This is a genomic window from Homoserinibacter gongjuensis, assembly GCF_030161875.1.
GTDB classification, from domain to species: domain Bacteria; phylum Actinomycetota; class Actinomycetes; order Actinomycetales; family Microbacteriaceae; genus Homoserinibacter; species Homoserinibacter gongjuensis.
In genome coordinates this window covers 1,983,970-2,003,001 of sequence record NZ_BSVA01000001.1, presented here as the reverse complement: position 1 = coordinate 2,003,001, position 19,032 = coordinate 1,983,970, and the positions used below count along the sequence as shown (strand labels likewise).

General features: G+C 71.6%; 19 protein-coding genes. All 19 read right to left on the bottom strand.

Annotated features, from left to right (window positions below; genetic code table 11):
- Positions 1-125: 125 nt before the first annotated feature.
- On the bottom strand, positions 126-3,404 hold the full coding sequence (locus QQK29_RS10815) for a type VII secretion EssC family protein (RefSeq protein WP_284300208.1): 3,279 nt from the start codon (positions 3,402-3,404) through the stop codon (positions 126-128).
- Positions 3,401-3,880 (bottom strand): hypothetical protein, encoded by a 480-nt coding sequence (locus tag QQK29_RS10810; protein ID WP_284300206.1) that lies wholly within the window; start codon positions 3,878-3,880, stop codon positions 3,401-3,403. Before QQK29_RS10810 ends, QQK29_RS10815 begins: the two co-directional genes overlap by 4 nt.
- The gene (locus tag QQK29_RS10805) at positions 3,865-5,829 is read right to left on the bottom strand and encodes a transglutaminase-like domain-containing protein (protein WP_284300204.1); all 1,965 of its coding nucleotides are present in this window, start codon (positions 5,827-5,829) and stop codon (positions 3,865-3,867) included. The genes QQK29_RS10810 and QQK29_RS10805 overlap by 16 nt, the downstream gene beginning before the upstream one ends.
- Positions 5,826-6,065 (bottom strand): hypothetical protein, encoded by a 240-nt coding sequence (locus tag QQK29_RS10800; protein WP_284300202.1) that lies wholly within the window; start codon positions 6,063-6,065, stop codon positions 5,826-5,828. Before QQK29_RS10800 ends, QQK29_RS10805 begins: the two co-directional genes overlap by 4 nt.
- Positions 6,020-7,060 (bottom strand): DUF58 domain-containing protein, encoded by a 1,041-nt coding sequence (locus tag QQK29_RS10795; RefSeq protein WP_284300200.1) that lies wholly within the window; start codon positions 7,058-7,060, stop codon positions 6,020-6,022. The genes QQK29_RS10800 and QQK29_RS10795 overlap by 46 nt, the downstream gene beginning before the upstream one ends.
- Before the next feature lie 52 nt (positions 7,061-7,112).
- The gene (locus QQK29_RS10790) at positions 7,113-8,081 is read right to left on the bottom strand and encodes an AAA family ATPase (RefSeq protein WP_284301955.1); all 969 of its coding nucleotides are present in this window, start codon (positions 8,079-8,081) and stop codon (positions 7,113-7,115) included.
- A gap of 749 nt (positions 8,082-8,830) precedes the next feature.
- Positions 8,831-9,625, bottom strand: coding sequence for a fibronectin type III domain-containing protein (locus tag QQK29_RS10785; RefSeq protein ID WP_284300198.1), 795 nt, complete (start codon positions 9,623-9,625; stop codon positions 8,831-8,833).
- Positions 9,565-10,287 (bottom strand): hypothetical protein, encoded by a 723-nt coding sequence (locus QQK29_RS10780; protein ID WP_284300196.1) that lies wholly within the window; start codon positions 10,285-10,287, stop codon positions 9,565-9,567. Before QQK29_RS10780 ends, QQK29_RS10785 begins: the two co-directional genes overlap by 61 nt.
- On the bottom strand, positions 10,209-10,949 hold the full coding sequence (locus tag QQK29_RS10775; protein ID WP_284300193.1) for an Ig-like domain-containing protein: 741 nt from the start codon (positions 10,947-10,949) through the stop codon (positions 10,209-10,211). The genes QQK29_RS10780 and QQK29_RS10775 overlap by 79 nt, the downstream gene beginning before the upstream one ends.
- Positions 10,844-12,331 (bottom strand): Ig-like domain-containing protein, encoded by a 1,488-nt coding sequence (locus QQK29_RS10770; protein WP_284300191.1) that lies wholly within the window; start codon positions 12,329-12,331, stop codon positions 10,844-10,846. The genes QQK29_RS10775 and QQK29_RS10770 overlap by 106 nt, the downstream gene beginning before the upstream one ends.
- Positions 12,256-12,720 (bottom strand): Ig-like domain-containing protein, encoded by a 465-nt coding sequence (locus tag QQK29_RS10765; protein ID WP_284301953.1) that lies wholly within the window; start codon positions 12,718-12,720, stop codon positions 12,256-12,258. The genes QQK29_RS10770 and QQK29_RS10765 overlap by 76 nt, the downstream gene beginning before the upstream one ends.
- A gap of 479 nt (positions 12,721-13,199) precedes the next feature.
- A complete protein-coding gene (locus QQK29_RS10760; protein WP_284300190.1) occupies positions 13,200-13,805 on the bottom strand; it encodes a hypothetical protein in 606 nt (201 codons plus the stop codon).
- 85 nt (positions 13,806-13,890) lie between these two features.
- On the bottom strand, positions 13,891-14,628 hold the full coding sequence (locus tag QQK29_RS10755) for a hypothetical protein (protein ID WP_284300188.1): 738 nt from the start codon (positions 14,626-14,628) through the stop codon (positions 13,891-13,893).
- The gene (locus QQK29_RS10750; protein ID WP_284300185.1) at positions 14,625-15,023 is read right to left on the bottom strand and encodes a hypothetical protein; all 399 of its coding nucleotides are present in this window, start codon (positions 15,021-15,023) and stop codon (positions 14,625-14,627) included. Before QQK29_RS10750 ends, QQK29_RS10755 begins: the two co-directional genes overlap by 4 nt.
- Positions 14,993-16,327, bottom strand: a complete 1,335-nt coding sequence (locus QQK29_RS10745) for a serine/threonine-protein kinase (protein ID WP_284300184.1) — start codon at positions 16,325-16,327, stop codon at positions 14,993-14,995. The genes QQK29_RS10750 and QQK29_RS10745 overlap by 31 nt, the downstream gene beginning before the upstream one ends.
- A gap of 58 nt (positions 16,328-16,385) precedes the next feature.
- Positions 16,386-17,558: an FHA domain-containing protein gene (locus tag QQK29_RS10740; protein ID WP_284300182.1), complete on the bottom strand. Its 1,173-nt coding sequence runs from the start codon at positions 17,556-17,558 to the stop codon at positions 16,386-16,388.
- 3 nt (positions 17,559-17,561) lie between these two features.
- Positions 17,562-18,407, bottom strand: coding sequence for a PP2C family protein-serine/threonine phosphatase (locus QQK29_RS10735; protein WP_284300180.1), 846 nt, complete (start codon positions 18,405-18,407; stop codon positions 17,562-17,564).
- Between the two features lie 100 nt (positions 18,408-18,507).
- Positions 18,508-18,672 carry an FHA domain-containing protein gene (locus QQK29_RS10730; protein ID WP_348533856.1) on the bottom strand — a complete coding sequence of 55 codons (165 nt, stop codon included), beginning with the start codon at positions 18,670-18,672 and terminating at the stop codon, positions 18,508-18,510.
- Positions 18,660-19,010 carry a hypothetical protein gene (locus tag QQK29_RS10725; RefSeq protein WP_284302068.1) on the bottom strand — a complete coding sequence of 117 codons (351 nt, stop codon included), beginning with the start codon at positions 19,008-19,010 and terminating at the stop codon, positions 18,660-18,662. The genes QQK29_RS10730 and QQK29_RS10725 overlap by 13 nt, the downstream gene beginning before the upstream one ends.
- Positions 19,011-19,032 lie beyond the last annotated feature (22 nt).

Below are 19,032 nucleotides of genomic sequence, written 5' to 3'. Positions count from 1 at the left end.
CGTCGGGCTTGCCCGCGATGCGGCGGTAGTCGACGATCGAGCCGGCGTCGGCGGCCGTGTAGTCCTCGCTGCGTCGCTCGAGCTCACCGCGCAGCATGCGCAGCAGGCGCACGACGCGCTCGGGATCATCCCCCGACACGATCGAGCCGACATGCGGAAGCGCCTCGAGCATCCGCAGGCCCCGGTGCCGAAATCGAGCCCGTACACGTCGACGGGGCCGCCGCGCGGGGTGATGCCCGCGGCCGCGGCGAGGGTGCGCAGGGCGACGGTCTTGCCGGCGCCGCCCGCGCCGTAATAGGCGATGTTGCCGTCGACATCCGGGCGGAACACGACCTCCTGCTGCTTCTGCAGCTGCGGCAGGTCGACGACACCGAGCACGAGCTCGGCATCGGTGCGCTGGTGCAGCCGGGTGAGGTCGAACACCGGCGCGAGCTCGTCGAGCCACGGGCGCCGGGGGCCGGGATGCGGGCCTCGCCCGCCGCCGCGATGAGGTTCGCGACGAGACGCGCCTGGTCGGTGGGGCCGGGGTCCGCCTGGGTTTCGGCGCTCTCGGCCTCGTCCCGGCCGGGAAGCTCCCACTGGTGCTCGGCGCCGAAGCGCAGTTCGGCGACCTCGACGCTCGGCGGGGCGGGCGTGTCGTTCGTCCAGCCGCCCGCGTAGGCCGACTGGAACGGGGTCAGGCGCCCGGGGCCGGTCTTCGCGATGCCGCGACCCGGGATCGACGGATCGAAGGTGCCGGCGATCTTGTCGCCCACGACATCCATCGAGTCCGACTCGTCGGCCATGCGCAGCGCGATCCGCAGGTTCGTGTTGGCGCGCAGGTTGTCTTTGATGACGCCCGCGGGGCGCTGGGTGGCCATGATGAGGTGGATGCCGAGCGAACGCCCGCGCTGGGCGATGTCGACGACGCCGTCGACGAACTCGGGCACCTCGCCCGCGAGCGCCGCGAACTCGTCGATCACGAGCACGAGTGCGGGAGGCGCATCCGGGTCGCCGCGCTTCTCGAGGTCGAGCAGGTCCTTGGCCTTCTTGCGGTTGAAGAGGTGCTCGCGGTAGTGCAGCTCGGCGCGCAGCGAGGTGAGCGCGCGGCGCACGAGGTGCGGGCTGAGGTCGGTGACGAGCCCCACGCAGTGCGGCAGGTTGACGCAGTCGGCGAAGGCCGAGCCGCCCTTGTAGTCGACGAAGAGGAAGGTGACGCGGTCGGGACTGTACTCGGCCGCCATGCCGAGCACCCAGGCCTGTAGGAACTCGGACTTGCCGGATCCCGTGGTGCCGCCCACGAGCGCGTGCGGTCCCTGGGTGCGCAGGTCGAGGTGCATGGCGTCGACCCCCGCCGATCCGACGATCGCGCGCAGCTTCCCCGCGCGACGCCGCACGAGAGGGCCGCCGGAGCGATCGTGGATCGAGTCGTTCTCGCGCCAGCGGCCGACCGCGGCCGACGGGCTCGTCGCGAGCGAGGGGCCGATGAGCGAGAGCATCATGATCGAGCGCGGCAGGTCGCTGGAGTCCTCGACGAGGGCTCCGGCATCCGTCACGGGTGCGAGGCGCTTGGCGAACCACAGGGCCTGCTCGCGGCTCACCGGCTCGGGACGCACATCGGTGATGGCGTCGCCGAGGCGCACGAGGCCGACGCGTGCGCCCTCGGAGTCGACCGCGAGATAGGTGCGGGCGACGGCCGGCAGCTGCTGCTGCGTCGCCGAGACCCAGATCGGGTAGATGCCCGCGTCGGCCGCGCGTTCCGCCACCTGCACGAGGCGGGCCCGGTCGACGGGTGCGTCGTCAGAGATGAGAAGCACGACGGCGGGAGTCGCGGCGGGCGGGGGCGCGACGTCGTCGGCGCCGTCGCCGACCGCGGCACCCGCGACGAGCGCCGAGTTCTCGAGCATCTTGGCGCCGCGCAGTTCCTGATCCTTGGCGCGCGCGGCGATGAGCTCCTCGATCGCCGAGAGCAGCGCACCGCCGGTCGCCTGGCTGTTGGCGAGGTGCACGGCCTCGAGCGGGCTGTGCGGGGAAGCCGTGTGCGGCAGCCACTTAAGCCACTCGAACTCGTTCGTCCAGGTGCTCGAGACGACGGCCGCCACGACGAGCTCGGCGGGCGAGTGCAGGCCCGTGAGCTGCACGAGCACGCCGCGCGCCGCATCCGCCGCGAGCGGCTGGGGGCCGGCGATGCCGAGGGCGCCCGAGAAGTAGAGGTTCTCGGTGACCGGCACGTCGGAGACGTAGCGGAAGGCGTCCTGGGTCTGCTTGATGCGCGCGGCGTACTCGGGAAGCCCCGTGTCTTCTTTCGTGCTCGTGACCCGGTTGCGCGACTCCATCGTGCCGAGGCCGAGGTTCACCGAGAGGAACTGCCAGTGCTCGGGGCGTCGCGTCCAGAGCAGCGGCCCCAGCTCGATCGCCTGCTGGTACACCTCGGCTGTCGAGGGGCTCTCGGCTCGGCGGATGGCGCGCTCCTTCTCGGCCTCCTCGGCGAGCGTCTTCTCGAGCTCGGCGGCGCGGGCGTCGAAACGCTCGATGTCGAGCTTGCGCTTGCGCTTGCGCGTCGCGCGTGCGGTGAGCCAGGTGCCGATCATGAGCAGCGGTGCCGCAGCCACGAACACGAGCATCTGCGCACCGCGGGCGGGGAACAGCAGGAACATGGTCCCGCCCACGAGGACCGGCGCCACCAGGGAGATCCACGGGAACGGCTGGGCATCCTGCTCGACGGGCGGCGCGGGCGCCTCGTACTCCGTGCCCGGGTAGCGCGTCTCGACCCGCGGCGACCGGTTGAACGCGATCGGTCCGGGCGGCGGACCATCGGATGCCGCCACGGTGGGCGCCGCGATCGCCGCGCGCACGACGGTGTCGCCGAGCCGCAGGGTGTCGCCGTCCTCCAGGTCGACGCGGGTGACGACGCCGCCGTCGACCTCGAGGCCGTTGGCCGAGTTGAGGTCGACGAAACGGATCGTCGAGCTGAACACGTCGACGCGCGCGTGCCGCTTCGAGACGAGCGGGTCGCTGAGCGTCAGGTCGCTCATCGAGGCGTCGCGACCGATGAACACCGTGCCGATCGCGAGCGGGAACTCGGTGCCGGCATCCGGACCCTCGACCACCACAAGGCGCGCCGCCGGGCCCGCGGCGACCGGTGCCGCGGCCGCCCCCTCGGGCACGATCGCGATCGAGGCGCCCGAGCCGATACCGGCTTCGGCGATGGCGAAGTCGGTGTCGAGCACGCGCGGCGCGGTGCCGCCGGCATCCGTGACGGTCAGGGTGACAGGTCCCCCGGTTCCCGCACCGAGCTTCGCGAGGTACGGGTCACGACCGCGGATGCCCGCGGCGACGTCGCCGACCGTGGCTCCGGCATCCGCGGTGACGACGATGTCGGCCTCGGGTCCCGAGTGGCGCTGCAGGGTGAGCTTGAGTTTCAACTGTCGCTCCTTCGCGGGGCGGTGGTGGTGCCAGTGGTGGTGCTGCCAGTGGTCGTGGTGGTGCCGGATGCGGTCAGGCGCGCCGCGAGGTCGCGTGCCGACCGCACGCGGTAGCGGCTCAGCAGGCGCGTGCGCCCGTCGGCGGAGCTGCGTGCCACCTCGACGGCGCCGAGGGCGTCGGCCCACACGGACTCCGCCTCGTCGGGCGCGGGTTCGCGACCCGAGAAGACGAGCTCGTCGGTGGAGGTGGCGAGCACCCGCAGTCGCGGCGGCGCCTGCTGCTCGGTCGCCGGGAACTGCTGCTCGAGTCGGGTCGCGAGCAGCGGCCGGGTGAGCTTCGGCGGCACGTGGTAGCCGAGCTCGGAGTACCGGTCGGCGAGTTCCTCCCAGGCACCGGCCGCCTGGTCGGCGGTCGTGCCCCGGCGGCGCTTGCGCATGCGGTGCGACTTCACAGCGGCGATCACGAGCAGCGGCACGAAGACGAGCGCCGCGAGGCCGAGCAGACCCCCGCGATGCCGTACACCCAGCCGGGCAGCGCGAAGGGCAGGTCGTCTTCGTCGTCGTCCTGCTGCTCGAGCTCGACGGGCGTGAGCAGGTCCTCGGGCTCCTTGTCGGAGCGCGGCGGCTGTCGCACCTGCGGCTGTGGCTCGCTCTGCGGCTTCGGCACCTGGTCTTGCGGGATGTCGGTCTCGTCCGGCGTGGGATCGAAGCTCACCCAGCCCACGCCGTCGAAGGCCACCTCGACCCAGGCCGTGACGTCATCCCCGGTCACGGTGACGGGCGAGCCCGCGTCGACGACCTCGGGGGCGAAGCCCATGACGACGCGCGCCGGATAGCCGAGGCTGCGCGCCATGAGCGCGAAGAGCGAGGCGTACTGCTCCTCGTCGCCCACCATCTGCGGCCGCTCGAGCAGCTCGCTCATGCGGTCGGCCCCGTGGCCCGCGCGCGAGGGCGCCGAGTCCGAGGCGCGGCCGTGGCTCAGGTAGCCCTGCGTCACGATCGCCTGGCGGATCGCCTCCAGCTGCGCGGCGGGCGAGGTCGCGGTGCCCGCCCATTCCTGCGCCTTCGCCGTCACGACATCCGGAACGCTCTGCACGGGCGGCAGCTCGACGGCCGCGATCGGCACCTCGGCGAGCGCGTCGGCGCTCGGCTGCTCCTGGGTGACCGCGTCGACGACATAGCTGTCGCCCTCTCGCAGACCCGTCGTGAGCACCATGCTGCCGGTGGCCGCGTTGTAGCGCAGCTCGTCGGAGAGGCCCGCCGACGGTCCGCCGGTGAGGGCGAAGTCGCGGGGGTAGCCGACGCCCGGCACCCACACGTCGCGGTAGCCCGAGATCGTGATCGCGACCTCGTCGTGCGGCACCGGGGTGACGAGCGGCGCGGCGGGCAGGTTGCGCCCCACGAGCTCGTACGAACCGGAACCGCCCGTGGAGGCATCCGCGCCCGTCACGTTCCACAGCTTGCCCGTGTAGGAGTCGAGGGTGGCCATGCGGATGCGGTCGCCCGGCTGCAGGCCCGTCGCGGTGAAGAGGTCGTCGTCGGTGACCTGCTTGGTGAAGTGCCGGAAGCCGGCGAGGGGGCTCGGGTAGTCGAGCGGATCGAACGGCGGCTCGATCTCGTCGCGCAGCACGAAACGCTGATCCTTCGCGGGCGAGAACCAGAACCCGGCGCCGCCTCCCGCGACGACCGCGACGGCCACGACGAGCACTGTGCCGACGATCTTGCGCGTGCGGAGCGACCCGATCGCCGTCGCCGCCTCACCCCCGACCGGACGACGCCAGCCGAGCCAGACGAGCACGAGCACCGCGAAGACCGCGCCGCGGATGCCGGCCTGGTAGGCCTCGGAGGTGCCCACGAGGATGCCGGTGAGGTAGAGCGCGAAGGCGGGCACGACGGCGATCGCGAACCGCCACGCGGTGCGCGGCCGCGCGGCGAGCCACCGCGTCGCGAGCACCGTCGAGACGAGCGCCACGAGCCAGCTCGCGGCGAAGGGCACGACCGCGATGTAGGCGGGCGCCCCCACCGGGGTCGAGAGGGTCAGCAGGTCGGCCCAGCCGAACACCGTGCCGATCGCGAGGCTCGCGAGCGATTGCAGGGTGGGCACGACGCCCCAGATCGACTGGCTGGGCACGGCGAGCGCCGGGCCGAGCGCGAAGTAGCCGACGATCGCCGCCGCGAGGGTCAGCAGTCCGCCGAAGCGCAGCATCGAGGTCAGGATGCCGGTCACGGCCCCCAGCGCGAGCCCGCCGAGCCCGGCGAGCAGGAAGCTGTAGCCGCCGTACGACGGCGCGAAGCCCAGCACGCCGAGCGTCGCGAGCACGAGCAGCACGACGACGTCGACCCAGGTGCGGCCGGAGGGCAGCGCGAGACCGCGGCGAGCCGCTGCGGCGGGCGCGACCGCGGCATCCTGAACCGGCGCGGTCACGAGGCGAGCCCCTGGAAGAGCGCGGGCAGGTCGTCGAGCCGACCCACGGTGAACACGAGCGTGCCGCCCACCTTGCCGAGGCGTGCTTGCGCCCCCGCTTCGATGAGCACCCCGATGTGGCCGGTGTCGGGCCCGAAGACCGTCTGCACGGTGCGGATGTCGCCCGCCGACATCGCCGACCCTCCGACCGTCACGACCACGCTCGGGGTGGCGAGCCGCCGCGTGCGCTCGCGCACGAGCTCACGCAACGAGGAGAACCCCCGGTGTCGCCGTACTCGAGTCGACACGACGAGTCGAGCATCGAGGTGACCGTGCGGGTGCGCCAGCCGCCTCGCTCGCTCACGACGTCGAGTTGGGTGCCATCGCGGATCACCTGGGCGGCGATCGAGGCGCCCACCGACACCGCGAGCTCGAACTCCTGCTCGTCGGCGTAGTAGCGCGCGGCCGTCGGCACCACCACGATGATCTGCGACCGTCGGGTCTCCTGGAACTGCCGCACCATGAGCTGGCCGATACGCGCCGAGGTGCGCCAATGCACATAGCGGCGGTCGTCGCCGGGCACATATGGACGCAGCGCGTGGAAGGCGAGGTCGTTGTTGGTGATCTTGTTCGAGACCTGGCCCTCGAGGTCGCGCACCAGGCCGGCCGCGCTCGAGACGAGGCGCACTGTCTTCGGATGCACGAACAGGTCGACGGGGTCGGCCCACTTCACCGCGCGGCGCAGCAGCCCCAGCTGGTCGCCGCGGATCGACTCGGCAGGCCCCGCCACGATCACCGCACGGCGGTTGGTCGGCACCTGGAAGAGCTCCTCCTGCTCCTGCTTGGGTGCCATGGTGGGCAGCTGGAACTCCGCGACGCCGCGCCCGACCGGAAGCTCCATCCGCGTGGGCGGCAGCTTGCGGGCGCCCGTGTTGGTGACGACCATGCGCCCCATGGCGCGGTCTCCCACGACGACGCGGCGAGGATTCAGCTCGACGAAGACGCCGTAGCTCGAGCGCCCGATGAGGAAGAACGCGGCGACCAGCACGGCAGCCAGCAGCACGAAGCCGAGGAAGGTGAACTCCTGCCACGCGAAGATCGCGCTCAGCCCGAGCGCGAGCACCGCGAGGCCGATCACGACCCAGCCGACCGGGGTCACGACGCGCAGCACGGGCCCGGCGATCCGCCAGATCGCGCGGCCGACGATCGCGAGCACACGGCCCGACCCGAGCGCGAACCGGCGCAGGCGCACGCCGAGGGCCGCGCGAGCGCGGATGCGTTCTCGAGAGGGGCTGCCGTCATGCTCAGGCGGCGCGGTAGGCGGGCGGTTCGATGTCGAGCAGGATGCGCGAGACGACGTCCTCGGCCTTGACCCCGGCGAAGTCCGACTCCGGGTCGATCACGAGCCGGTGGGCGAGCACGGGCACGGCGAGCTCGCGCACGTCGTCGGGGATGACGTAGGTGCGGCCCGCGGCGATCGCCCAGGTCTTCACGGCGCGGGCGAGCGCCATGGCACCGCGCATGCTCACCCCGAGCGCGACGTCCCGGTGCGAGCGTGTGGCATCCACGATGTCGGAGAGGTACTGCATGACGGCCTCGTCGACGTGCACCTCCGAGGCGAGCGCCGACATGGCCACGATCGACTCGGGCTTGATGATGGGCGAGACGAGCGAGGCACGCGCGCGCGTCGAGGAGTCCATGAGCAGACCGACGGCCGTCTTGGCATCCGGGTAGCCGAGGCTCGTCTTGATGAGGAAGCGGTCGAGCTGCGCCTCGGGGAGCTTGTAGGTACCGGCCTGCTCCACGGGGTTCTGGGTGGCGATCACGAGGAACGGCGCGCCGACCGCGTGGCCCTCGCCATCGACCGTGACGATGCCCTCCTCCATGACCTCGAGCAGCGCCGACTGGGTCTTGGGCGACGCACGGTTGATCTCGTCGGCGAGCACGATCGAGGCGAAGATCGGTCCCGGGTGGAACTGGAACCGGCCCTTCGACTGATCGTAGATCTGCACCCCCGTGACGTCCGACGGCAGCAGGTCGGGCGTGAACTGGATGCGGCTCGTCGAGCCGTCGAGCGTGTTGGCGAGCGACTTGGCCAGCACCGTCTTGCCGGTGCCGGGGAAGTCCTCCAGCAGCACGTGCCCGTCGGAGACGAGCGCGGTCAGCACGAGCTTGATCACTTGGTCCTTGCCGACGATCGCCTTGTCGACGTTGGCGATGAGCTTCTGGAAGGCGTCGGCGAACCAGGTCGCCTGCTCCTGCGTGACGGGCATGTTCCTCAATTTCTCTTCGTTGTCGCCGGGGTCATGGTCGTAGCGGTGCTCGCGGCGCGGCTCAGTAGAACGGACCGTTGTTGCGGAAGCTGTCCCACTCGCTCGAGCTGTACCAGCGCGAGTACAGCGTGCCGTCGCTGCCGCCGCTCGCCACGACGCGCACCGACTTGCCCCCGTGGAGGCCTGGAACGACTGCGTGAGGTGCGTTCCCGATCCGGGCATCGAGGTGGTGTTGGAGGTGCCGCCACCCTCGACCTGGATCGCCACGTTGTAGGTGCCGCCGGTGTCGGTGAAGTGCACGGCGATCTTCTTGCACGCGTAGTTGCCGTTCGAGCACGTGTAGGTCGTCGAGCTCGTGCCGACGATCTCGACACTCGGGTTCCTCGGCTGCGGCTGGATCGTCGCGCTCGAGGCGGCCGAGGAGGGGCCCGCGCCCGACTTGTTGACCGCCTGCACGACGAGCGAGTGGCTGCCCGCCCCGAGACCCGAGCGGCTGTAGCTGAGGTCGGTGCCGACATTCGTCCAGTTCGAGCCGCCGTTGGTGCTCACCCGGTAGCTGATGTTCGCCGAACCGCCGGGCGACGCCGTGACCGCACCCCAACTCCAGGTGATCCGACCGTTCGGCGCATACGCGGAGTTCACGGTCGCCGACACCGAGGGCCGGCCTGGGGTGCCCTGTGCCGTGATGCTCCTCGCCGCCGAGGTTCCCGCGGCTCCCTGCTTGCCACCCGAGTTCACCGCGTAGACGCTCAGCGTGTACGACCCCGCGCCGAGACCCGAGATCGCGCCCGTCGTCGTTCCGGTGGTGGTGCCCGACTTGCCCGAGACCGCGCTCCTCCGCGCAGCAGCTGCCAGTGGAAGGTCACCGACCCGCCGTTGGCGTTCACGCTGCTCCAGCTGCCGTTCAGGGCTCCGCTGTCGCTGGATCCCGTCCACTGATCGCCGTAGGCGAGCGCAACGCTCGACGGGGTACCCGGCGTGCCGTAGGGGATCACCGCGTTCGACCAGACCGACCAGGCACCGGGCCCGTGCTCGTTGATCGCGCGCACCGAGAACTGGTAGCTCGTGCCGTTGGTCAGGCCCGTGATGAGGCACGACGGCGGCGCGCAGTTCGCCGGCGTCGCGACCGAGGGGTTCGAGCGCACCTCGTAGGCGGTGATCTCCTTGCCGTTCGAGGCGGGCGCCTGGAAGCCGAGCTGCACGGTGCCCTCGTCGCCCTGCGCGGGCACCGTGGGCTTCTGCGGCGCGTCGGGCACATCGCTCACGACGACCGTGATCGTGCCGCTCACCTCGCGATCGGGATCTTCGGTGGCGTCCTGGATCGTGTAGACCACGACGATCGTGCCCGACTTGAGCGCCGGGTTGGGCGTGACGCGTACGGTGTCCGCGGTGAAGGTGACGCCGGCAGGCTCCCCGGTGTTCTGCACCGTGGCGCCGACGATCGTGAGCGGCTCCCCCGTCGCGGCGTACGGATTGGAGTCGTTCACGAGCGGGCTCGCCACGACGGCGCCGTCTCCGCGCTGCGTCTCGTAGCTGTCGGCCACGGCCAGGGCGGGGGTCTCGTCGACCCCACGACGGTCACCTCGATCGTGCCCGGCACCGTGAACTTATCCCAGCGCAACGTCACACCGAGGGTGAAGGTCGTTCCCTTGGGGGTGTTGCGCGGCGTCGAGATGGTCAGGGTGGAGCCGTCGATGGCGCCCGTCAGCCGCGTGCTCGTCCCCGTCAGCTCGGAGTAGCCGACCTGCTGCAGGATCGTCGGGTTCGGGTGGCCCGTCGCCGAGCGCAGATCGAAGGTCGTCTGCTCGCCCACCTCGACCTGGAGACTCGGGGTCGTGAACGTCGGCGGGGTGTCGCGGAACTCCGGGTCGCCCACCACGATGCGCAAGGTGAGGGGAACCGTGTTGCCCTTCGGGTCGTCCTTCGACGCCCCATCCGTCACGGTGAAGCTCACGGATGCCGGCCCGCGGTAGTCGAGCGCGCCCTGGAAGCGGATGGTGTCCTTGTCGACGTAGTTCGAGGTACCGTCGCTCTGAATCGAGCTGACGCTCGAGGCATCCGGGATCCAGGCCGCACGGCCGGAGGGCACCTTGATGAGGTCGGAGAGCTTCCACTCCCGCGACTCGTTCATCGACACGTACTGGATCGGCAGGTTCGGGTCGATGAAGGGCGGGTCGTCGTAGGAGTCGTCGACGGCGGGCGGCACGACGATGAAGGCGGTCGCGGCGAGCTCGTCGTCGACGTTCGTGACCCGGTAGGCGATCGCCTGGCGGCGCTCCCCGGCGTCACGACGATCTTGCCGTGCTGCGCCTCCACGAGCGCGGCGGCGTCCGCATTGGGCCCCTCGAGGCTCACCTCGAGCTCGGCGTTGGTGCCTGCCGGGTTGAAGGCGTAGCCGTCGAAGATGTCGACCGTGACGTTCTTCTTGCCCGCGATCTGCTTGAGCGTCAGGGTGAGATCGGTGGCGCTCGGGGGCAGCAGCGGCGCATCCGGGGTCACCTGCACCTGCACGTAGCTCTTCGCCGAGCCACCCAACTCGTTCTCGAGGGTGTAGCGCAGCGAGAAGGCGCCCTCCTCGTTCGGCGCCGTGAGCACGAGGTAGCGCCCATCGACGACCTCGGCCTCGACGCCGTCGGGCACGTCGATGAGCTCGTCGGCGACCTTGATCGGCGAGCCCTGCGGGTCGGAGTCGTTCGCCGTCAGGTCGACCTGCGCGATCCGCCCCGGGCGCACCGAGATGCTGTCGGGCACCGGGTTGGGGTTCATGAGCTGATCCGGGGGCGGGATGACGGCGATGCGCACGGTCGCCGTACCGGTCGCGCCGTACGCGTCGTACACCTGGTAGCTGAACTCGTCGGTGCCCGACACCCCTCGGCGGCCGTGTACTCGAGGAAGTCGTCGCCCTGCTCGGCGATCGTGCCGAGGGTCGGACCGGTGGGCAGGCGCAGCAGGTACACCGAGTCGCCGTCGGGATCGACCCCGTCGAGCGGCAGGTCGACGCGGATGGTGCCACCCGCCAGCACGCGCGCCGTCACGGTGCGCGGGTCGGGGTCGCGGTTGCCCTCCTCGTCCTCGGGCGTCACGGTGAACGTCACCGTCGCGGCGGCGCTCTCACCATAGGGGTCGAGCACGCGGTAGGAGGCGGTGTACTGCCCCGGCGTTCGGGGCGCCTGGAAGCGCACGGTGTCGCCGCCCACGAAGGCGATGCCGTCCGCGGGCTGCGTGACGAGCTCGTCGGCCAGGAACATCCGCGAATCGTCGGGGTGCGTGTCGTTGTCCAGCACATGCACGGTCACGATGTCGCCCGCGCGCACGGTGGCCTGATCGTCGACGGCGATCGGCGGCTGGTGCTTGGTGAGCGCCGGAACCGGCACGATCGTGACGCCCGCAGTTGCCGTGTTGAGCCCGTCGGAGATCGTGTAGCTGAAGCCCACCTGGCTCGTGAGCGCCTGCGGGGCGGTCACCCGGATGAGCGTCGCCTCGAGCAGCTCGACCACGACACCCTTGGCCTGCACCTCGGCGGGCACGTTCACCGACTGCACGGCGAGGATGCGCCCGGTCGGGCTCACGTCGTTCGAGAGCACCGACACCGTGGTCGGCTGGTCGGGGCGCAGGTAGGCGGTGTCCTTGACGGCGATGGGCGGCAGCGCGAGATCCGCGGGCACCTCCCGCACGTCGACGCGGATGATGCCCACGCTGTCGGTGGGTCCCGCCTGCAGTGTGTAGGTGAAGTAGTGGACGCCCGCCGCATCCGCCTGGAACCGCACCGTGTCGTCGTCGGTGTCGAGGCTCGCGACCGTGCCGCTGCCCGGATCCTCGATGCCCGTGATGTGCAGCGGCGAGCCGTTGGGCGACAGGTCGTTGGCGAGCGGCGAGATCGTGACCTGCTCGCCCACGAACGCGGTGGCGAAGTCGGGCGTGCCGACCGGATCGAGCGACCCGGCGGGTTTGACGTCGACCACGAGCGTTCCCGTCACGGGATCGCCCGTGCCGTCGGTGACCTGGAACTGCACCTCCTTCTCGCCGAGCTCGGAGGTCTGGTGCGTGAAGGTGATGGCCCCGTCGGGGGTGAACCGCACGAGGTCGCCCGAGGTCGGGGCGGCGCCCACCAGGAACAGGTCGTCGCCGTCGAGGTCGCGCCAGTTGGCGAGCACGTTGTAGTCGATGGTCTGGTTCAGCTCGACGCTGACCGCGGAACGCCGCAACTCGATCGGTGGCTGCCCCACGGCATCCGACACCACGCGCGCCACGACGTGCGCACTCGCGCGACCCCTCGACCGTCGTCGACCGTGTAGTCGAACTGCACGGTGCCGACGAAGCCCTCGGCGGGGGTGAACTGCAGGGCGCGGTTGCCGTCGATGTAGTCGAGTCGCCCGGTGCTCTCGGCGACCTCGCCGTGGTCGGCCACGATGAGCACGTCGCCGTCGGGGTCGGTGTCGTTGTCGAGCACCGAGATGATCGTGGTGCGGCCCGGGCGCACGCCGAACTCGTCGTCGACCGCGGTCGGCGGGCGGTTCTCGTCGGTGCGCTCGGCCAGGGTGTCTTCGAACGACTGCAGGGCCGACTTGTCGTCGCCCTCCTCCTCGGTCTCCTGCTCCTCGGGCGGCGTCACGTCGTCCCAGTTGTCGACGAGGCGCATGTCGTCGGCCGGCAGCCAGACGTTGCCGTTGTCGAGATCGTTGAGCACGACGATCGAGCGGTTCACCCGGAACTCGAGGCGATTGCCGGCGGTCGGCTGGTCGATGTCCTGCACGAGCGCGTCGGCTCCCGCGCACGCGAGCACATAGCGCTGGGCCTGCGCCCACGCGCCGTGCGCGCACCCGTCCTGGTTCACCGGGGCGGCCACGTCATCCGCGTCGCTCGCGCCGCTGGAGACCTCGGCGTCGACGACCTCGACGTCGCCCGAGCCCAAGGCCACTCGGAGCAGTCCGGTGCCCGTCGCGAGTATGGCGTGATCGGATGCCGGGCCGCTCTGCTGAAGTTCGAGCGCGCGGTCCTCGCCGAGCGGGCGCACCGTGCCGTCGTCGAGCACGAGCTCGTTGGTGGACTCGTCGAGCGCGACGACGCGGTCGCCGATCGCCGCGAGCTGGAACTCGCCGATCTTCGGGAACGCCGACTCTACGGGCGCGTCGGCGAGCGTCGGGATGCGGTAGAGCACGCCGTCGTCGGGTGACACCGCGACGATCTCGCCCTCCGCCGTGACGACCGCGTGCCCGCCCACGCCGAGGTCGAGCAGCGGAGGCTGCGACACGACGTCGAGCCGCAGGTCGCCGACCGAGGAGAGCGCCCACAGCTTGCCGTGCGAGACGACGGCGATGACCTCTCCCCGTAGGCGACCTCGGCGTCCGGGGGCAGGTCGACCGAGCTCGTGATCGAGGTGGTCGCGGGGTCGACCGATTCGAGGCGGTCGTTGTCGGGGTCGACCACGAACACGGCGTCACCGTGCTGCAGCAGATCGCTCGCGGGTGACGCCGTGGTGATCGAGCCGTTGAGCTCGTCGATCTGCTTGTTGAGTCGGCCGCCGAGCAGCTCCGAGCCGTTGGTGACCCAGACATCGCGCGAGGTGAGATCGACATCGCTCACCGGGAACCCGGGGTGCAACGCCGCGACGGTCAGGGTGCCGCCCGCGATGAGCGCGATGACGGTGGCGGATGCGATGGTCTTGCGACGCGCGCGCCAGACCTCCGCGATCACCTCAAAGCCCCCGCGTGTGTTGGCAATCATGTGCGCTGTGTTCTGCCCCGAATCGGGGTACAGCCGGATCAGGCTAACACGGCCCCCGGGCGCGGCCGGGCCCGGGCCATGGGGACTACTCCCCGTCGACGTCGCCCGGCGTCTCGGCGCCCGACGCGGCGTTCCGCTCGAGCAGCACGAGGTCGTCGCGGCTCACGAGATGGCTCGCGACGGCGTATTCGACGAGGCGCGCACGTCGGTTGGTGGCGAGTTTGCCGCGCCCTCCGCGCAGGCCCTGCACGCCGACCTTGTCGAGCTTCTCGCACACATTGTCGAGCTTGCGGTTGAAGGTCGTGAGCGGCCAGCCGAGTCGTTCGGCCGCCTCGGCCGAGCTGGGGATCTGTCCGCGTCCCGGTGAATCCTGCTTGAGCACGTGCTCGGCGAGGGCCAGCACGAGCAGACGCTGCGAACTCGTGAGGGGCACGGCTCCGATCGTCGTCGTGCCCGAGGCCCCCGCGTGGATGTTGGTGGTCGAGAAGTACTCCCGGTCGTTCTCGATCATGAAGTCGTAGGTCGTGGCGCCCGCGCTGAAGAGCACCTGCACGCGCGGGAACACGATCGGCAGGCGCGCGCCGGGCGGCAGCCACGCCTGCACACCACCGGAGCCGTCGGTGATGGTCGCCGACAGCAGGCTGCCGACGTTGGCGATCCACCACAGCCCGGCCTCCTCGGTGATGAGCAGGAACCGGCGGTGCAGATAGGGGTTGTCGTCGATCTCGAGGTCGCCCTCGCGTCCGACCACGAAGTCGGTGCCGGGGGTCGCCGTGTACCGCTCGCCGCAGAACTCGACACGCAGCGTCGCGGGCGCCGTCATCCGTCGCTCCCTGCCGGCGGGTAGCAGGCGGTCAGCGGCTCGGAGGTCTTGCCCTTGCGCACGATGAGCACATCGACGCACAGCGGGCTGCCGGCGTAGCCGTCGGCCCGGATGACGCCGTCGGCACCCACCGGATGCTGTTCGGGCTGGTCGGGACGGTTGCTGAGCTTCCAGATCAGCGTGTCGCCGTCGGCCGCGGCCGGGTTCTCGACGGCGAACACCACGGTGGCGCCGTCGAGCACGGGATCGGCTGCGAGCACCGGCGGTTCGATGCGCTGCGGAACGGCGGCGGTCGTGGAGGGTTGCGGCGTCTGGCTCGGCGTCGGATCCGCGGCGTCGCCGCCGAACAGCACGATGCCGACGATCACGGCCGCCGCCACGAGGGCCACGACCACTCCCACCACGATGCCGACGACGAGGCCCCGACGGGATCGCGGAGCGGATGCCGGGGCCGGCTGAGCGGCCGGCGTCTCGGGGGCGGCGCCACCGGGCCGCGCGGGCGCACGACCGTCTCGGTGGGCAGCGCATCCGATGTCCCGCGGGGCGTCGCCGCACTGGGCGGCGCGGGTGCGACCGAGGGCGGCGCCGATACCGCGGCGGGCTGGGCGTCGACGGTCGTCGTGCCGCGTACGCGCGTCTCGTCGACGGTCGACGGCGCGGGTGCCGCCGCGACGGGGGCCGCCACCACAGGCTGCGCCTCGATCGTCGCGACCTGCCGCACACGCGTCTCGTCGGCCCCGCCGACATCCGCGGGCCGCTCGGGCGCGTCGAATCGCAGGTTGGGCACCTCGAGCTCGGTGCGCGCGTAGCCCAGCTCCATCTCGACGCGCTGCAGCGCCCGGCCGAAGTCGAGGGCGCTCGCGAAGCGATCCTCGCGCTCGGTCGCCATGCCCTTCTGCAGCACCGCGACGAGCGACCGCGGGATATCGGTGCGGTCCATCGGCGTGATGGCGCCGCGCTCGATGCGCCCGATGAGGTCGAGGGTGCCGTTGCCGCGGCCGCGCACCTCGAAGGGCGTCTGCCCCGCGAGCACCGTCCAGATGGTCGCCGCGAGCGAGAACACGTCGCTGCGCACGTCGGGGTCGGGGTCGTCTTCGAACATCTCCGGCGGCGACCACGGCACCGAGAGACCCACCTGGCCGCTCGTGCCGCCCGTGCCGGTGTCGGCCAGGGCGCCGGCGACCGTCGTGGTGTGCGCGGGCAGCGCATCGTCGACCGCCGACGAGATCCCGAAGTCGGTGAGCGCGGGCCAGCCGTAGTCGTTGCCGAGCACGTTGGCGGGCTTGATGTCGCGGTGCAGGATGCCGGCCTGGTGCGCCGTCTGCACGGCGCTCGAGAGCCGCACCCCGGTGCGCAGGGCGTCGACGACCGGCAGCGGCGCCTGCTTGTAGCGCTCGGCGAGGCTCGGGCCCGAGCAGTACTCCATGACGAAGTACGGGCGATCATCCGACGCCACATCGGCGTGGTAGATCGTGACGATGTAGGGGTGCGCCGAGAGCTGCGCCATGAGGTTCGCCTCGGCGACGAACGCGGCGCGATTCGCGGGCGTGAGCTCGTCGAGCAGCAGCACCTTGACCGCGACGCGACGCCGGGGAAGCTGCTGCTCGTAGAGGAAGACGTCCGAGAACCCGCCCGAGCCGAGCAGCCGCACGAAGGTGTGCCCGGGCAGCTCGGGAGGTGTCGACGCGGGCCGGCGCATCAGAGTTCCTCGAGCCGCAGTTCGACTCCCCCGCCGAGGTCGACCACGGTTCCGAGGATCACGGGGTCGGCTCGCCGCCGCGCAGCTTCTGCGTCTCGCCGCTCGGCAGCACGATCGTGGTGCCGTTGCGCGAGTGCAGGTCGGTCACGACGACGGTGCCACCCTCGAGGGCGATGCGCACGTGCGAGCGCGAGATGTCCTGGTCGCCGCTCGAGAGGGTCACGAGTCGCGGCAGCTGCCCGCCGGGCACGCCCGACACGCTCGGCGAGCGGCCGAGCACGAGCGCCTCCTCGAGCGGCTCGCGCGCGCCGGTGGGCAGCACGACGGCGATCGCGGGCGCAGCCGGGGCCGCCGCCTTCCCGCGCGGCCGACGCTGGCGGCCGGTGCGCGTGATCGAGGAGGCCAACACCGTGCTGCCGTCGTGGTCGCCCTCGGCCGGCTGCTCGGCCGCCTGCTGCTCGGCGGGGGTCTCGTCGTCTGCGGGGGCCTCGGTGCGCACCGCGGCATCCTGCACCGAGTGGTACACGGTCTCACCGAAGAGGTAGTCGTAGCCGTCGCCGGATGCCGCACCCGCGTCGGCCGCGCCCGCGCCGACGGCAGGCGGCTCGGCGGTGGTCGGCGTCGCGGGCGGCGCCGCGGCATCGGGCAGCTCGACGACCGTCTCCTCGGAGACGCCGGTCGGCCCTTCTGCCTCTGCCGCGCGGGCACGGGCCTCCTCCTCGGCGATGAACTGCGCGAGCGGGATGGTGGCGTCGGGCGGCACGTCGACGAAGGCGGGTTCGGGGGTCGCGGCCGGGGCGGCCGCCTGCCGCGGCAGCGCGGTGCCGGTGGCGAACGCGGCGGCACGCACCACGCCCGCCTCGATGGGCAGCTCCAGCGAGCCCGAGCCGGCGAGCGTCACCCCGACCGAGCCGCCGGGAAGGCGACGTTCGATCCAGGTCGCGGCACCCGATCCGGAGACGTGCTCGGCGCCCGCGCGCACCACGGCGTCACCGCGCACGATCACATCCACACCGCCGTCGCCGAGCTCGATGAAGGCGAACGGCGGGGTGCTGAACAGGCCGTTCGCGGCGAGCGTCTCGAGCACGCCCGCAGGGCCGCGCTCGTCACGGATGCGGGTCCACAGCCGGTCGATGATCGCGGCATCCGGGTCGCCCGCCACGAACAGCTGCCGGGCGGGCGTGATGAAGGCGAGCCAGCCGTCGCTCGCGGCGGTGTAGCGGTGCGTCACGTTCTAGGCCCTCGGCATGGTGTCTTCGAGAAGTCGCGGGTCGCGGTCGATCGTCTCCTCCGGATCGAACGCCCCTTCGGGAACCTCCGATTCCACGACCACGACTGTCACGTTATCGCGTCCGCCAGCCGCCACCGCCGCGCCGACGAGCCGCTCGGCCAGGCTCGGCCCCTCGGGCTCACGCGCGGCCTGCTGGTCGTGGAAGACGATGATGCGTGCGATCTCGTCGTCGTCGAGCTCCTTCGTGAGGCCGTCACTGCACAGGAGGAAGGTCTGGCGCCCGCGCAGCGGCACGAGCCAGACGTCCGGCTCGATCTCGTCTTCGGCGCCGAGCGCGCGCGTGACGACGTTGCGCTGCGGGTGCACGGCGGCGTCCTCGGGGGTGATGACCCCGGCGTCGACGAGCTCCTGCACGGCGGAGTGGTCGATGCTCTGCTGCTCGAGGCGGCGGCCATCCCACAGGTAGGTGCGGGAGTCGCCGACGTTGAAGGTCATCCAGTGCGGGCCTGCGCCGTCGATGTCGACGATCGCCACCCCGGTGAGCGTCGTGCCCGAGAGCGCGCCGTCACGAAGTCCGACGACGGCGGCGTTGGCATCCTGAATCGCGCGCAGCACGCTGCGGGCATTCGCGGCGGCTTCAGTGCGGATGCGGTCGAACACCTCGACGGCCGAGCGGCTCGCGAGGTCGCCGTGGGCGTGCCCGCCCATGCCGTCGGCGACGATCCAGAAGGGCGGTGCGGCGAGGAAGCTGTCTTCGTTGTTGGAGCGCACGGCGCCGACGTGGCTGTGGCCGGCGTGGCGCAGGCGTACTGTCGCGTCGCCGATCGCGAAGTCCTCGCGCGTCTCCACCGACACCTTTTCCGCCCTCCGCAGTCCGTGCAACGCTAGCAAGCCGCAGGCCCGGTGCGGCGCGACACCGATGGGGAGCACTCCCCATGCGAGCGCGCGATCAGGCCTCGGGGGCGGCTGCTGCCACGTAGTCGACCCCGAGCAGGTACGAACCGAGCTCGACGACCGCGCCATCCGGAACCGGCGAGAACTCGGTGGAGGTGACCGGGGTGCGGCGGCGGTTGGCGACCACCGAGACACCGTTCGTGGAGTTCAGGTCGAGCACGAAGAGGCCGCCGTCATAGGGCAGCAGGATGGCATGGTTCTTCGAAACCGTCTTCTCACGGTCTTCGACGGCGAGCAGTTGGGCGCCCGGAAACCCTCGACCTCGAACGGCTTGCGGCCGACCACGACGGGACCCTCCACGATGACGCGGTTGCCGTCGGCGAGCAGCAGCACCCATCCGCTCACGTGCTCGGGCGGGCCGCCGGGGAAGAACACGGGCTCCGACGGGTCGCGGGGCGGAAGACCGCGCCCGACGACCTTGGTGCGGGTGTCGACGAGGCTCGGGTCGAGATCGCCCGAGAGCCACGGGGGCGCAGCACAGGTTGTTCTGGCTCCCACCCCGGCGTGCGCTCGTTCACCC

Excerpts from the sequence above, each read along its gene's own strand:
- QQK29_RS10760 (WP_284300190.1), bottom strand. The coding sequence starts at position 13,805 with ATGATTGCCAACACACGCGGGGGCTTTGAGGTGATCGCGGAGGTCTGG.
- QQK29_RS10765 (WP_284301953.1), bottom strand. The coding sequence starts at position 12,720 with ATGCGCCTCGTCGACAACTGGGACGACGTGACGCCGCCCGAGGAGCAG.
- QQK29_RS10745 (WP_284300184.1), bottom strand. The coding sequence starts at position 16,327 with ATGCGCCGGCCCGCGTCGACACCTCCCGAGCTGCCCGGGCACACCTTC.
- QQK29_RS10790 (WP_284301955.1), bottom strand. The coding sequence starts at position 8,081 with ATGCCCGTCACGCAGGAGCAGGCGACCTGGTTCGCCGACGCCTTCCAG.
- QQK29_RS10755 (WP_284300188.1), bottom strand. The coding sequence starts at position 14,628 with ATGACGGCGCCCGCGACGCTGCGTGTCGAGTTCTGCGGCGAGCGGTAC.